The organism is Citricoccus nitrophenolicus, from assembly GCF_047305825.1.
In the GTDB taxonomy this organism is placed as follows: Bacteria; Actinomycetota; Actinomycetes; order Actinomycetales; family Micrococcaceae; genus Citricoccus; species Citricoccus nitrophenolicus.
Map to the genome: position 1 here is coordinate 41,414 of NZ_CP063070.1, position 12,545 is coordinate 53,958.

Below are 12,545 nucleotides of genomic sequence, written 5' to 3' on the forward strand. Positions count from 1 at the left end.
TCCGCGATAGTCGACGGATGCCGACTCCATAGGAGAAGCTGGTCCCATGACCGGATACCGATGGGCGAGGCTGAGCGCCGCGGACGTGACCTCATGGGCGGTGCTCATCAACCACCTCGCCGACGTGGACGGCACCGAGGAATACCTTTCTGCCGATGACCTGGCCGAGGAGTTGGCGTCCGCATCGCTCGATCCCGCTGAGGACAGCTGGGCGGTGTGGGACGGCGAGCAACTCGTCGCCTTCGGACTGGCCCACTGCAGCACCAACCTCAGTCATGAGGGTCTGGTCCGCACCTTCGTCGAAGGGGGCGTGCACTCCGGCCACCGCGGCCGCGGGCTGGGCACCGAGCTGATGGACCGACTCGAGGCGCGTGCCGTGGAGCGCGCCGCAGCCATGCATCCTGAGCAACCTGGCTACCTGAGCGCGGGCGGGCAGCTCGAGGGGTCCTCGGCACGCGAGATGCTGCTCAAGCGTGGGTACACGGTTGCACGCTACTTCAACGCCCTCACCCGCGACCTCAAGGAGGCGCCGGAGCTGCCGATCGTGGAAGGCGTGACACTCCGGAGCCCCGTTCCAGCAGACGAGACGCCCGTGCACACCTCGCACAACGCCGCGTTCCGAGATCATTGGGGCTCCGCCCCGACCTCGGAGGAGGCCTGGCGGGAACGGTGGACCTCCCGCTCCAACCGCCAGGATGTCTCCACCATCGCCGTCGATGAGCACTCCGGGGAGGTCCTCGCCTACGTGCTCTGCGGACAGTGGGTGGACCGTGAGCTCTACGTCAACCTCGTCGGCACAGTCCCTGCCGCCCGTCGCCGGGGGTTGGCTGAGGCCTGCCTCGCCAGGACCATCAGCCTGGCTATCGAGACGGGCTTGTACGACGTTGTTGACCTGGACGTGGACTCCTCGAGCCCGACCCGCGCGACCCGGCTCTACGAGCGTCTCGGTTTCCGCCTCAAGCGGATCACCGCCGCCATGCGCCGCGACCTCCACCGGACGCCTCGCCGCTGACCCCCCGGCGCACCCCTGGAGTACCGGAGGGAAGGGGTATAACGGGGCGGCAGGGACGCATGGCACCCGAGACTCTTGGCGGTCAGCCTCCGGCGAAGGGCGGCAGCACATCCACGAGGGCTTCGTCCGTGATCGGATGGTCGTCCTCGGCCGCGCGGACTCCGTCCACCAGGAGGGAACAGCGGGTGATGACCTGCTCTGCACTGACGCCGTGACCGGCTACGAGGGCCTGGCGCAGGGCACCGGCGGTGGTGGCGTCCGAGTGAAGTTCGGTGGCACCGAGGATCTCGGCGGCACCGGCAAAAAGGCGTACCCGTGCCATGGCTAGGCTCCGTCCGGGGTGGGCTGGTTCGGCGTTGCTGAAGCCGGTTCGTAGTCCGAGGCCAGGTCCTGGACGCGGTGGGCCAGACGGTCCACGAGTCCTGTGACGTCCTCGGCTGGCAAGTCCTGGCCGGCCAACTGCAGACCCACCGCAACACCGATCAGATACGTGGTGGTGGGTGCTCCGGGCCGGATGATCCCGTGCGCCACGTCCCGAGCCACGTCCAGCAGCGGGCCGGGGACGACGACGGAGGTCGGCAGGTGCAGGTCCTCGGCGACGTCTTCCAGCCAGTCCCGCAGTCCGGGGATCTCCTGGTCGTGAGGGTCGGTCATGGGTGGGTCCTCCTGTCGGTGTTCCCCGAGTCCGTCCGGATCCGCTCCACGTCCTCGGGGGTATCCATATCGTCCCAGATCTCCGGCAGGCCGGCGGGCTCGGGCACCTCGACCAGCACCAGCCCGGCGACCCGCTCGCGCACCCGGGTGCTCCCGGGCGTGGCAGTCCGGCGGAGGGTCTCGGTGTGGAACAGTGCCGTGAGGTGCTGACGGTGTCCGCCGGCGTCCACGGCGACGACGCCGTCCGTACTGGATTCACGTTCCGCATCGGGGCCAGCGGCTGCACCGATGGCTTCCATGGCGTTCACCAGTTCGCGGCAGGCCTCCCGCGGGTGCGCGAGGTCGCAGGGGAGAACCATCACCAGGTCGGCGTCCACCTCGGCCAGGGCGGTGTCCAGTGCGGGGACCGGGCCGGAGCGTGGTGGGTCCTCACGGACGAACAGGACCCCGTGCAGATCGTCGGAGCCAGGTACCGGACGGTCGCCGACGACCACGATCTGCGTGGCCCCGGCCGAGCGGGCCGCCGCCACGGTGCGTTCCAGGAGGGAGGCGCCCTGCGCGCCGGCCAGCACCAGGGAGGCCTTGTCCCGGCCCATCCGCCGCGAGGCGCCACCCGCCAGGATGACGACTGCCAGAGCCACGGTTCCCATCAGGCCCCGCCAGTGGTCCCGTTGGCCTCCCGGCGCCAGGTGCCGGAGCGGCCTCCGGTCTTCTCCAGCAGCCTGATCCCGGTCAGCTCCACGGAGCGGTCCAGGCCCTTGATCATGTCAACCATGGCGAGCCCTGCCACGGAGGCCGCGGTCATCGCCTCCATCTCCACGCCGGTGCGGTCCGCGGTGCGGGTGGTGGCCACGATCCGGATCCGGTCCGCGCCGACCTCGAAATCCACCGTGGCGCCGTGCACGCCGATGATGTGGGCCAGCGGCAACAGGTCGGCGCACTTCTTGGCAGCCTGGATGCCGGCAATGCGGGCCACGGCCCAGACATCTCCCTTGGGCACGGTGCCGCCGGTCAGGGCTTCGAGCACCTCGGGGGCCACCAGGACGGTGGCCTCGGCGGTCGCGCTACGGATGGTGGGGGCCTTCGCGGTGACGTCGACCATGCGGGCGGAGCCGTCCCCGGACAGGTGGGTGAAACCGTCCGCCCCGGGCTCGGAGTTCTTCGGTGTGGTGCTGGTCATCAGACCTCCAGGGATCGGTACAGGACGGTGTCGCCGGGCAGGACGGCGTCGGTGGACGCGGGAACGCGGGCCAGGCCGGTGGCTCGCGCGAGCCGTCCGGCCAGGTGCGAGCCGGAACCCCGCTCTGTGGCCTGGGCGATCCGCAGTGGCTCGCCGGGAGCAGAAGTGACGCGCACCGGGACGAACTGCTCCCGGCGGTGCGGCGAACGCCAGCCATCGTCCGTGGTGGCCGGGATCCACGCGGCCCGGGGCACGGCCCGGCCCTGCATGGCCCAGAGCCCCGGCTCCACGAACAGGAGGTAGGACACCCAGGCGCTGACCGGGTTGCCGGGGAGGGACCAGACGGGCCGGCCGTCGGGCAGCAGGCCGAAGCCCTGGGGTTTGCCGGGCTGGACCGCCACCCGGTCGAAGCGGACCGCGCGATCCGCCAGATCTGCCGGATCTTCCGAGACCCCGCCGGAGAGGGTGCCGCCCGGCGCGTGCGGGGCGAGGACGAGGCGGGCGACGTCATGGGCGCCGACGCTGGCGCCGCCGGTGGTCACCACCGCGTCGGAGCCCGCCCGGGTGGAATCGAGCAGTGACTGCAGTTCGGCGGGATCGTCCGAGACTCGCCCCCGGTGGACCACCTCACCGCCCGAAGCCGCCACGAGGGAGGCGAGCAGCAGGCTGTTGGAATCGGGAATCTGTCCGCGGCGTACCGGTTCCCCGGGGGCCACCAGTTCGGATCCGGTACTCACGACGGCGACGCGCGGCTTCCGCCGGACCGTCACCGTGGCGATCCCGGCGGCTGCGACGGCCGCCAGCCGATGCGGTGCCAGGAGCTCCCCGGCCGCGGCCACCCGGTCCCCGGAGCGCACGTCCTCGCCACTGCGGCGAACGTGCTTGCCCCCGGGGCTGGGCCGGTCGAGACCGACGTGGTCGGGCAACGCGGTTCCGGCGGTGGGGGCTGCCGGATCCCAGCCGACCGTGTCCTCCAGCGGGACGACGGCGTCCGCCCCCGTGGGCATCGGCGCGCCCGTCATGATGGCGGCGGCCTGGCCCGACTCGAGAGAGGGGTCGGCCTCGGTGCCGGCGGGCAGTTCGGCGATGACGGACAATCGGACCGGGGCCGCGGCGGTGGCGTCAGTGGTGTCCGACGAGCACACGGCGTAACCGTCCATCGCGGAGTTGTCCCACGGTGGCAGGTCCAGCGCGGCGACGGCGTCGGCGGCCAGGGTGCGTCCGAGAGCGCCTTCGAGGGGTAGTGCCTCGGTGGGAGCCAGCGGGACCAGGTCCATGATCCGCTGCTGATGTTCCTCCACGGTGCGGTAGGCGAACTCAGCCACGCTGCACCCCCGAGGCAGTGGAGACGGGCGAGGGCAACCCGCCGTCGAGGTAGCCGAGGACCGGCCAGCCCAGCCCGGCCAGATGCCGGGCCGCCGCAGCGCTCCGGGGACCGGAGGCACAGAAGGTCAACAGGGCCCGGCCGTGCGGGAGAGCGGACAACGGGTGGTCGGCGGGGAGGGGATCCTCTGGGCCGGCGTCCAGACGCAGGAGCCGGTCCAACGGCAGTGCCACGGTGGCCGACGGCCCGGGACGCTCGTGGCTTTCCTCGGGACGGCGGACATCGAGCCAGATGGCCAGGGGGTCGACCTCGCCGAGGGCCACGGGACCGGTAGCCGAGGGGGCCCGGTGCGTGGCCGGCGTCGGGCCCGGGGGCGTCACGGTGGGTGAGGGCGGAGCGGCCGCGCCCAGCGGGATCTCGGTGGTGGTGCCGGTCAGGCCGTCGAGGAGCATCATCCGGCCCAGCAGCGGAGTGCCGGTGCCCAGGATGAGTTTGATGGCCTCCAGGGCCATGAAGGATCCGGTGATCCCGACGACGGCCCCCAGCACCCCGGCCTCGGCGCACCCGGGCGCGGCGTGGGTGGCGGCGCTGTCCTCGAAGACATCGGTGAGCACGGTGGCGGGCAGTCCGGAAGCGGCGGGCGGGGCGGACCAGAAGACCGTGACCTGGGCGTTCCACTGCATGAGTGCGCCGTAGACCACGGGGGTGCCGAGGGCGGTGGCGGCACGGTGGACGATGAATCGGGTGGTGAAGGAGTCGCTGCCGTCCAGGATGACATCCACCCCGGCGAGTAGCTCGCGGGAGTTGGCATCGGTGAGCCGCACGCTGTGCGGGACCACCGTGGTCTCGGGGGAGAGGCGACGCGCGGCCGTCACGGCGCCGTCCGTCTTGAGCTGTCCGAGGGTGTCCACGCCGTGCAGGGTCTGGCGGTTGAGGTTGCTCAGTTCCACCGTGTCGTCATCGATCACGTGCACGGTGCCGATCCCGGCAGCGGCGAGGTATTGGATCACGGGGGAGCCGAGCCCACCGGCGCCCACCACGGCCACCGTGGCTTGGGCGAGGAGTACCTGACCCGAGTCACCGATCTGTGGCAGGGTCCGCTGGCGCACGGTGCGGTCGGTGGCGGTGTGGACGGTGGACATGCTCCCAGACTAGCCGTGGCCTGGGCAGGATGCGGGCGGCGGAGCGAACGGGGATGATGGTTCCATGAGCAGGAGTGAATCGCGGGTCCGGGTGGTCCGTGTCAAGGCCGGGGAACGTGATGCGCGGGCCGATGTGCTGGCCGCGGAGGAGCCACTGGAGATCCGGGTCAACGGACGCCGGCTCGCGGTGACCATGCGCACTCCCACGGAGGACTTCTCCCTGGCGGCGGGGTTCCTGCTGAGCGAGGGATACCTCGGATCCGCGGAGGAGGTCCACTCGATCCGCTATTGCGGACGGGACTTCGGCCCCGGCGCGGAGGAGACGGACAACACCGTGGACGTGGTGTTGCGTCCGGAGGTGCCGGCCCCGCTGCCGGAGAAGGAACGCCAGGTGCTCATGTCCAGTGCGTGTGGGCTGTGCGGGCGGACCAGCATCGAGGACGTCCGCACCCAGTCCAGGTTCCCGGTGGCCGGGGACCCCCTCACGGTCACCGAGTCCTTCGTCCTGCAGATGCCGGAGGTCCTGCGGGAACGGCAGAAGGTCTTCGACCGCACCGGGGGTCTGCACGCCGCCGGGCTCTTCGACACCGCGAGTGGAGAGCTTGTGGCGGTGCGCGAGGACGTGGGCCGGCACAACGCCGTGGACAAGGTCCTGGGCTGGGCCCTGCTGGAGGGGATGCTGCCGTTGGCCGGGCACGCCCTGATGGTCTCCGGCCGGGCCAGCTTCGAACTGACCCAGAAGGCCATGATGGCCGGGGTGCCGATGCTCGCCTCGGTCTCCGCGCCGTCGTCCTTGGCGGTGGACTTGGCCCGCGAGGCCGGGATGACGCTTGCGGGCTTCGTCCGGGGCGAGCGTTTCGTCATCTATGCCGGCGAGCAGCGCATCCTCCCGGACCCTCAGAGCACTGACCTTCAGAGCACTGACCTTCAGAGCACAGAGTGACCAGACCCCGTCACAACGGTGGGGGTCCGGTCACTTTGCGCCTGGGGGTGGGCTACTGAGCCGAGTCGGCCTTCCGGGCGGCGAGGGCTCGGACCATCTCGTCACGGGATTCGGCCACCGTGCGGGAGAGGGCCGGTTGCGGGGTGCGGCTACGCTCCACCAGGGCATCGGCCGCCGCGATGGTCTCCTCGGACACCTGGGCGCCCGGGAACAGTCCGATCGCGGCAGACTCCGCCATCTCGTGCGAGCGAGAGGCCCACAGCTGTTCGACTCCGCCCAAGTACTCGGCCGCGAACGGGGCCAGCAGTGCCGGGTTGTGCACGCGGTTGAACCCGAGCAACACATTGCGCTGGGTCATGTTGGACAGTGAACCGGACACCACCTGGTCCCACGCCGCGCGCTTGGCCTCCTCAGTCGGGACGGCGGCCCGGGCCTGGGACGCGGCCAGCGCGCCGGTGGCCGTGGCGTCGGCAGCCTCGGCATCGGCGATCTCTGCCTCCCCGGCGCGGGACCCGGCCACGAGGCCGGTGAGCATCTCCCACTTCAGGTCCGTGTTCAGGTCCAGCCCGTCCAGCGCCTCGGCACCGGAGTGCAGAGCCGCCAGGGTGTCCAACTGTCCGGCGGTGCGGGCATGCAGGGCGAAGGCCTTGACGAACTGCAGCTGGTTGTCCGAGCCGGCCTCGGCCTCCCGCGCCAGCTCCAGCAGCCTCTGAGCGGCCTCCTCGCGGAGCCGGTCGGCGTGCTTCGGCGCGGCGTACTGGGACAGGGTGGTGGCCAGTTGACGCAACAGCGTCTGCACCACGGAGGAATCGCGCTCGTGCCCGATGTTCGCCAACAACAGGTCCACGTACCAGCCGGCGGTGGCCTCGGCGTCCCGCACGGTGTCCCAGGCCGCCCCCCACAGCAGGGTGCGCGGCAGGGACTCGGCCACGTCCTTCAGGTGGGTGGACACGTAGGCCCAGGAGGACGTGTCGAGGCGGATCTTGGCGTAGGCCAGGTCGTCGTCGTTGGGCAGGATGACCTCCGGGCGCGGCTTGCCAACGGCCTCGGCCACCTCGGTCACCTCACCGGCCACGTCCAGCTCGAAGCGGTCGGTGCGCACCAGCTTGCCGGACTCGTCGGCGGAGTAGAAGCCCACGGCCATGCGATGCGGGCGCAGGACGTCATCGCCGGACCGGTGGTCCTCCGGCGTCCCGCCGGGCGCGGACTGGCGCAGCCGCAGTGAGGTGATCGGGCCGGCATCGGTCCCCTCCACCTCCACCGCGAGGGTGTTCACCCCCGAGGTCTCCAGCCAGAGGCGCGTCCACTCGGACAGGTCTCGGCCGGAGGAGGCCTCGAGTTCGCGCATCAGGTCCGGCAGCTCGGTGTTGGACCAGGCGTGCTGGCCGAAGTAGGCGCGCACCCCGGCCATGAAGTTCTCCTGGCCCACCCAGGCCACCAGCTGGCGCAGCACGGAGGCGCCCTTGGCGTAGGTGATGCCGTCGAAGTTCACCAGCACGTCATCCAGATCCCGGATCTCGGCCTTGATGGGGTGGGTGGTGGAGAGCTGGTCCTGGCGGTAGGCCCAGTTCTTCTCCATGGAGGAGAACGTGGTCCAGGCCCCGGTGTAGCGGGTGTTCTCCGCGGCGGAGAGGGTGGACATGAACTCGGCGAAGGACTCGTTGAGCCAGAGGTCGTTCCACCACTTCATGGTCACCAGGTCCCCGAACCACATGTGGGCCAGCTCGTGCAGGATGGTGATGGCGCGGCGCTCCACCATGGCCTCGGTGACGGTGGAGCGGAACACGTAGTTCTCCAGGAAGGTCACGGCGCCGGCGTTCTCCATGGCCCCGGCGTTGAACTCCGGCACGAAGAGCTGGTCATACTTGGCGAACGGGTACGGCGTGCCGAACTGGGCCTCGTAGAACTCGAAGCCCTGGCGGGTCAGCTCGAAGATGTTCTCGGCGTCCAGGTACTCGAACAGCGAGGCGCGGCAGTAGGCGCCCAGCGGGATCGTGCGGCCGTCCGAACTGGTCAGCTCCGAATGGGTTGACCGGTAGGGGCCGGCGATCAGTGCCGTGATGTAGGAGGAGATCCGCGGGGTGGGCTCGAAGGCCCACGTGGAGGCCCCGCCGCGTGCCCCCTCGGCGGGGACCGGCTGCGGCGTGGGCGAGTTGGAGACCACGGCCCAGTGGTCCGGTGCCGTGATGGTGAAGGCGAAGGTGGCCTTCAGGTCCGGCTGCTCGAACACGGAGAACATGCGGCGGGAGTCCGGGACCTCGAACTGCGAGTACAGGTACGTCTCGCCGTCCACGGGGTCCACGAAGCGGTGCAGGCCCTCGCCGGTGTTCATGTAGTCGGCGAGCCCGTCCACCACCAACACGTTCTCGGCTGCCAACGGGCCGATGGTGATGCGGGTGCCGTCGAAGGCCCCGGCATCCAGGACCTCGCCATTGAGGGTCACTGTGGGGGACTCGGTGGAGACGAAGTCGATGAAGGTGGAGGTGCCCACAGCCTCCGGCGCGGTGGAGAAGGTGACCGTGGTCGCGGAGCGGAAGTGGTCGCCCTCGCCGGTCAGGTCCAACTCCACCTCATAGGAGCTGACGGACAGGACCGCGGCGCGCTGTGCGGCCTCGGTGCGGGTGATGTTCAGAGTGGGCACGGGGCCTCCGTTTGTGAAGCGAATGCTGGATAAGTGGTCCAGGGGACATTGTGCCACCGGCCACACCTTCTCCGGTAGTGCATGACTGCCGCCGGTAGGCTGGACGATGGTCCCGACCGTATCCCACTGCCGCAGACACCAGGAGCAGAACCATGCGCGTGCACATCGCCACTGACCATGCCGGACTCGAGCTGAGCGCCCATCTCATCAAGCACCTCGGTGCGGCAGGCCACGAGATGGTGGACCACGGCCCGCAGTCCTATGACGCCCAGGACGACTACCCGGCCTTCTGCATCAACGCCGCCGCGGCCGTGGTGGAGGACCAGCAGTCAGGGGCCGAGGCCCTGGGGATCGTGCTCGGCGGATCCGGCAACGGCGAGCAGATCGCCGCCAACAAGGTCCCCGGCGTCCGGGCCGCGCTGGCCTGGAACCTGGACACCGCGCGGCTCGCCCGCGAGCACAACAACGCCAACGTCATCGCCGTGGGAGGCCGGCAGCACTCCCTGGAGGAGGCCACCGAGATCATCGAGGCCTTCCTGGCCACCCCGTTCTCCGACGAGGAGCGTCACAAGCGCCGCATCGGCAAGATCGCCCACTTCGAGCAGACCCGCGAAGTCCTCGCCTGAGACGGCGCCTGAGACGAACGGCCCGGGAGCGCCGCCATGCCTGAGGGCCACTCGATCCACCGCCTCGCCCGGCAGTTCACGGACGTCTTCGCCGGCCAGTCACTGCGCGTGAGTTCCCCACAGGGACGCTTCGATGCCGGGGCCAGGCTGTTGGACGGCCAGGTGCTCCACGGGGCCAGGGCCCATGGCAAGCAGCTCCTCCTCGACTTCGGCGCGGGCGAGGACGTCCAGCGGGTGCTGCGCGTGCACCTCGGCCTGTACGGCGCCTTCAGCTTCGGCGGCGACGAGACCTTCCGCGGCGCCTCCAGCATCGGCGCGCCTCGCCGGATGGGGGAGACCGACACCTTCGAGGCGCAGGGTCAGGGGCCCGACGCCGGCCCGGCCATCGCGTACACTGGCCCCCCGGAGCCGGTGGGTCAGGTCCGAGTCCGGTTGTCCTCTGATCACGGCTGGGCGGACCTGCGTGGCCCCAGTGTCTGTGAGGTGCTCACGCCCGCGGAGGCCGGGGCCGTCGTCGACCGTCTGGGGCCGGATCCACTGGTTCCGGGGACCGGGGCCGAGGAGTTCCTGCAGCGGGTCTCCGGCCGCGGCGTGGCACTGGGCCAACTGCTGATGGATCAGGCCGTGCTGGCCGGCGTGGGGAACATCTACCGAGCCGAGTCCCTGTTCCGGCAGGGGTTGGACCCGTGGCTGCCGGGGCGGCGGTTGTCCCGGCCGGACGGCACGGCGCTGTGGGAGGACCTCGTGCGGTTGATGAACGATGGGGTGCGCGAGGGAAGGATCATCACGACCCGCCTCGAGCACCGTGGCTCGGTGGACGAGCAGGGGGAGCCGGCGCCGGTGTGGCCGGACAACGCCCACTACGTCTATCAACGTGACGGCCTGGGGTGCCGTGTGTGCGGTACGGACGTGCGGATGGCCCAGATGCAGGCCCGCAAGCTGTACTGGTGCCCGGCGTGTCAGTCATGACGGAGCCGCGGGTGGTCAGGTGGGCGGCGCGTTGCGGGCGGCCAGCTGCTGCGCGCGTTCGCAGAGCCGTGTGCGCAGGTCCCGCGGCTCGTTGACCTCCACGTCTGGGACGTGCAGCAGTTGTCCCACGGCGATCTCCCGGTCCTCCATGAGCAGTTCCACCTCCAGCCGCTCGCCCTGATCGCCGCCCTGACGGCGCGCCGAGGCCAGAGCCGTTGCGGTCCCCGGCCCAGGGACCGCCTCCAGCAGGGCCGTGGCGGATGTCTGCGGGAGGGAGAGCCGGACCGGGAGACGTTGGACGGACTGCTCGAAGTCCGTTCGGCTCCGGCCCCAGTACTCGGCCAGTGAGAAGCCCTCCGGACGCCATGCAGGCTCCCCGTGGATCTCGGCCGAGGCGATGCGGGACAGGCGGTAGGTGCGCGTCCGGCGGCGATGCGCCGCCACGAGGTACCAGACGTCCGTCTTGAGGACCAGGCCCAGTGGGTCGAGCAGCCTGGTCACCGGCGCCCCGGTGCCACGGTGGTAGCCGATCGTCAGCCGCCGTCCGGACCACACCGCACGGGAGACCATCGGAAGGGCGTTCGGCCGCTCGGGCTCGGCGAACCAGCGTTCATGGTCGATCAGGAAGCGCTCGGTGGCCGAGCCCACCGCCGGGTCACGGGCCGTCGTGGTGCCCAGCATCTTCAGCCGGGCGGTGTCGAAGTCATCCCCCAGGCCGAGATCGCGTGAACCGGCCTCACCGATCAGCAGCGCTTGGAGCTCGGACGCTGTCATGCCGGTGACGGGCGAAGACCAACCGTCCACGAGACCGACCCCACCGGCAGGACCGGTCCGGGTCCAGACGGGAACGCCGATCTCGTGGAGCGCCGCCAGGTCCCGCAGGACGGTCCGGGTGGAGATCCCATGGCGGTCGGCGAGTCTCCGGACGGTCGTCCGCTGACCGCGGGAGAGCTCCATCATGATCGCCAGCAACCTGGTGGTGCGCATTGCGGCATGCTAGCCGATTGATGACACCAGGTGTCACCAATGGGCGGCAGGATGGACCCCGCCGGTATCCATGGAGCACTAGAGCGGGAGATGACATCGAGATGTCTGGTGAGACGACGGATCATCGACCACGGTCGTTGGCCGGGAGGGTCGCCCTCGTGGCCGGGGCCACCCGCGGGGCCGGACGGGCCATCGCCCGCGAACTCGGGCGGGCCGGGGCGGTCGTGTACTGCACCGGGCGGTCCACGGCGGGTTCCCCCTCGGACTACGGGAGGCGGGAGACCATCGAGGGGACGGCGCGGCTGATCGATGAGGCCGGCGGTTCCGCCCATGCGCTGGTGGTGGACCACCTCGAGACCGGGGCCGTGCGGGAGCTCGTCGCCAGGATCGAGCGGGAGGAGGGGCGGCTGGACATCCTGGTCAACGACATCGGCGGGGAGGCCTATGTGGAGTTCGGCATCCCGCTGTGGGAGTACGATCTCGCGGCCGGGATGCGGTTGTTCGACGCCGGATTCCGCACACATCTGCAGACCAGCCACGCGGCCCTGGGGCTGCTGATCCGCAACCCCGGCGGGCTCGTGGTGGAGGTCACCGACGGAACCCGGGCCTACAACGCCATCCACTACCGGGAGACCGCGTTCCTGGACCTGACCAAGACCGCCGTGGACCGACTGGCCTTCGCCGAAGGCCACGAGCTGAAACCCCATGGCGGGACCGCGCTCTCCGTGAGCCCCGGATGGCTGCGCTCGGAGATGATGCTGGACGGTTTCGGCGTCACCGAGGAGACCTGGCGGACGGCAGCCGAGGCGAACCGAGGCCGGGCCGGCGCGGTCCCGCCCTACGAGTTCGTCATCTCGGAGACCCCCGCCATGCTGGCCCGCGGGATCGCCGCGCTCGCGGCGGACCCGGACCGGGCCCGGTGGAACACCGCCTCCACCAGCTCCTTCGAGCTGGCCGTGCACTACGGGCTGACCGACGTGGACGGTACGCGCCCGGACGCCTGGAGCTTCATCGAGGCCATGGAGACGACGCCGGCTGCGGACCTGGACGTGGGGGACTACCGCTGA

At 70.7% G+C, this 12,545-nt stretch carries 13 protein-coding genes; 5 read left to right on the plus strand and 8 right to left on the minus strand.

Features of this window, described 5'->3' with window-relative positions:
* Window positions 1–46 precede the first annotated feature (46 nt).
* Window positions 47–1,012 carry a GNAT family N-acetyltransferase gene (locus IMT31_RS00210; RefSeq protein ID WP_413543371.1) on the plus strand — a complete coding sequence of 322 codons (966 nt, stop codon included), beginning with the start codon at window positions 47–49 and terminating at the stop codon, window positions 1,010–1,012.
* Window positions 1,013–1,094: 82 nt separating this feature from the next.
* Here the strand turns inward: IMT31_RS00210 and IMT31_RS00215 are convergent, their stop codons facing one another.
* Genes IMT31_RS00215 through IMT31_RS00240 form a run of 6 tightly spaced genes read right to left on the minus strand, consistent with a single transcriptional unit; the run spans window position 1,095 to window position 5,312 of the window.
* The gene (locus tag IMT31_RS00215) at window positions 1,095–1,334 is read right to left on the minus strand and encodes a MoaD/ThiS family protein (protein WP_413543372.1); all 240 of its coding nucleotides are present in this window, start codon (window positions 1,332–1,334) and stop codon (window positions 1,095–1,097) included.
* Between the two features lie 2 nt (window positions 1,335–1,336).
* Window positions 1,337–1,666, minus strand: a complete 330-nt coding sequence (locus IMT31_RS00220) for a DUF6457 domain-containing protein (protein ID WP_413543373.1) — start codon at window positions 1,664–1,666, stop codon at window positions 1,337–1,339.
* Window positions 1,663–2,307, minus strand: coding sequence for a molybdenum cofactor guanylyltransferase (locus IMT31_RS00225; protein WP_413543374.1), 645 nt, complete (start codon window positions 2,305–2,307; stop codon window positions 1,663–1,665). Before IMT31_RS00225 ends, IMT31_RS00220 begins: the two co-directional genes overlap by 4 nt.
* An 8-nt stretch (window positions 2,308–2,315) precedes the next feature.
* Window positions 2,316–2,846: a cyclic pyranopterin monophosphate synthase MoaC gene (gene moaC / locus IMT31_RS00230; RefSeq protein ID WP_413543375.1), complete on the minus strand. Its 531-nt coding sequence runs from the start codon at window positions 2,844–2,846 to the stop codon at window positions 2,316–2,318.
* Window positions 2,846–4,171, minus strand: coding sequence for a gephyrin-like molybdotransferase Glp (gene glp / locus IMT31_RS00235; RefSeq protein ID WP_413543376.1), 1,326 nt, complete (start codon window positions 4,169–4,171; stop codon window positions 2,846–2,848). Before glp ends, moaC begins: the two co-directional genes overlap by 1 nt.
* Window positions 4,164–5,312 carry a ThiF family adenylyltransferase gene (locus IMT31_RS00240; protein WP_413543377.1) on the minus strand — a complete coding sequence of 383 codons (1,149 nt, stop codon included), beginning with the start codon at window positions 5,310–5,312 and terminating at the stop codon, window positions 4,164–4,166. The genes glp and IMT31_RS00240 overlap by 8 nt, the downstream gene beginning before the upstream one ends.
* 64 nt (window positions 5,313–5,376) lie before the next feature.
* Between IMT31_RS00240 and fdhD the strand changes: the two genes are divergently transcribed.
* Window positions 5,377–6,255: a formate dehydrogenase accessory sulfurtransferase FdhD gene (fdhD, locus tag IMT31_RS00245; RefSeq protein WP_345361901.1), complete on the plus strand. Its 879-nt coding sequence runs from the start codon at window positions 5,377–5,379 to the stop codon at window positions 6,253–6,255.
* Window positions 6,256–6,307: 52 nt separating this feature from the next.
* Here the strand turns inward: fdhD and pepN are convergent, their stop codons facing one another.
* Complete coding sequence (pepN, locus tag IMT31_RS00250; RefSeq protein WP_413543378.1) at window positions 6,308–8,896, minus strand: aminopeptidase N; 2,589 nt, start codon at window positions 8,894–8,896, stop codon at window positions 6,308–6,310.
* 152 nt (window positions 8,897–9,048) lie between these two features.
* Here pepN and IMT31_RS00255 point away from each other — a divergent pair, with 152 nt between their 5' ends.
* Entirely contained in the window at window positions 9,049–9,522 is a 474-nt protein-coding gene (locus tag IMT31_RS00255; protein ID WP_413543379.1) for a ribose-5-phosphate isomerase, read from the plus strand.
* 36 nt (window positions 9,523–9,558) lie between these two features.
* Window positions 9,559–10,491, plus strand: a complete 933-nt coding sequence (locus IMT31_RS00260) for an Fpg/Nei family DNA glycosylase (RefSeq protein WP_345361892.1) — start codon at window positions 9,559–9,561, stop codon at window positions 10,489–10,491.
* Window positions 10,492–10,506: 15 nt separating this feature from the next.
* On the opposite strand, the gene IMT31_RS00265 is transcribed toward IMT31_RS00260, so the two are convergent.
* Complete coding sequence (locus IMT31_RS00265; protein ID WP_413543380.1) at window positions 10,507–11,478, minus strand: helix-turn-helix transcriptional regulator; 972 nt, start codon at window positions 11,476–11,478, stop codon at window positions 10,507–10,509.
* A 101-nt stretch (window positions 11,479–11,579) separates the two neighbouring features.
* Between IMT31_RS00265 and IMT31_RS00270 the strand changes: the two genes are divergently transcribed.
* Complete coding sequence (locus tag IMT31_RS00270; protein WP_413543381.1) at window positions 11,580–12,545, plus strand: SDR family oxidoreductase; 966 nt, start codon at window positions 11,580–11,582, stop codon at window positions 12,543–12,545.

Bases quoted from the DNA above. Each gene is read 5' to 3' on its own strand.
- IMT31_RS00260 (WP_345361892.1), top strand. From the start codon at position 9,559: ATGCCTGAGGGCCACTCGATCCACCGCCTCGCCCGGCAGTTCACGGAC.
- IMT31_RS00220 (WP_413543373.1), bottom strand. From the start codon at position 1,666: ATGACCGACCCTCACGACCAGGAGATCCCCGGACTGCGGGACTGGCTG.
- IMT31_RS00265 (WP_413543380.1), bottom strand. From the start codon at position 11,478: ATGCGCACCACCAGGTTGCTGGCGATCATGATGGAGCTCTCCCGCGGT.
- moaC (WP_413543375.1), bottom strand. From the start codon at position 2,846: ATGACCAGCACCACACCGAAGAACTCCGAGCCCGGGGCGGACGGTTTC.
- IMT31_RS00255 (WP_413543379.1), top strand. From the start codon at position 9,049: ATGCGCGTGCACATCGCCACTGACCATGCCGGACTCGAGCTGAGCGCC.
- fdhD (WP_345361901.1), top strand. From the start codon at position 5,377: ATGAGCAGGAGTGAATCGCGGGTCCGGGTGGTCCGTGTCAAGGCCGGG.
- IMT31_RS00240 (WP_413543377.1), bottom strand. From the start codon at position 5,312: ATGTCCACCGTCCACACCGCCACCGACCGCACCGTGCGCCAGCGGACC.
- IMT31_RS00215 (WP_413543372.1), bottom strand. From the start codon at position 1,334: ATGGCACGGGTACGCCTTTTTGCCGGTGCCGCCGAGATCCTCGGTGCC.
- IMT31_RS00270 (WP_413543381.1), top strand. From the start codon at position 11,580: ATGTCTGGTGAGACGACGGATCATCGACCACGGTCGTTGGCCGGGAGG.
- IMT31_RS00210 (WP_413543371.1), top strand. From the start codon at position 47: ATGACCGGATACCGATGGGCGAGGCTGAGCGCCGCGGACGTGACCTCA.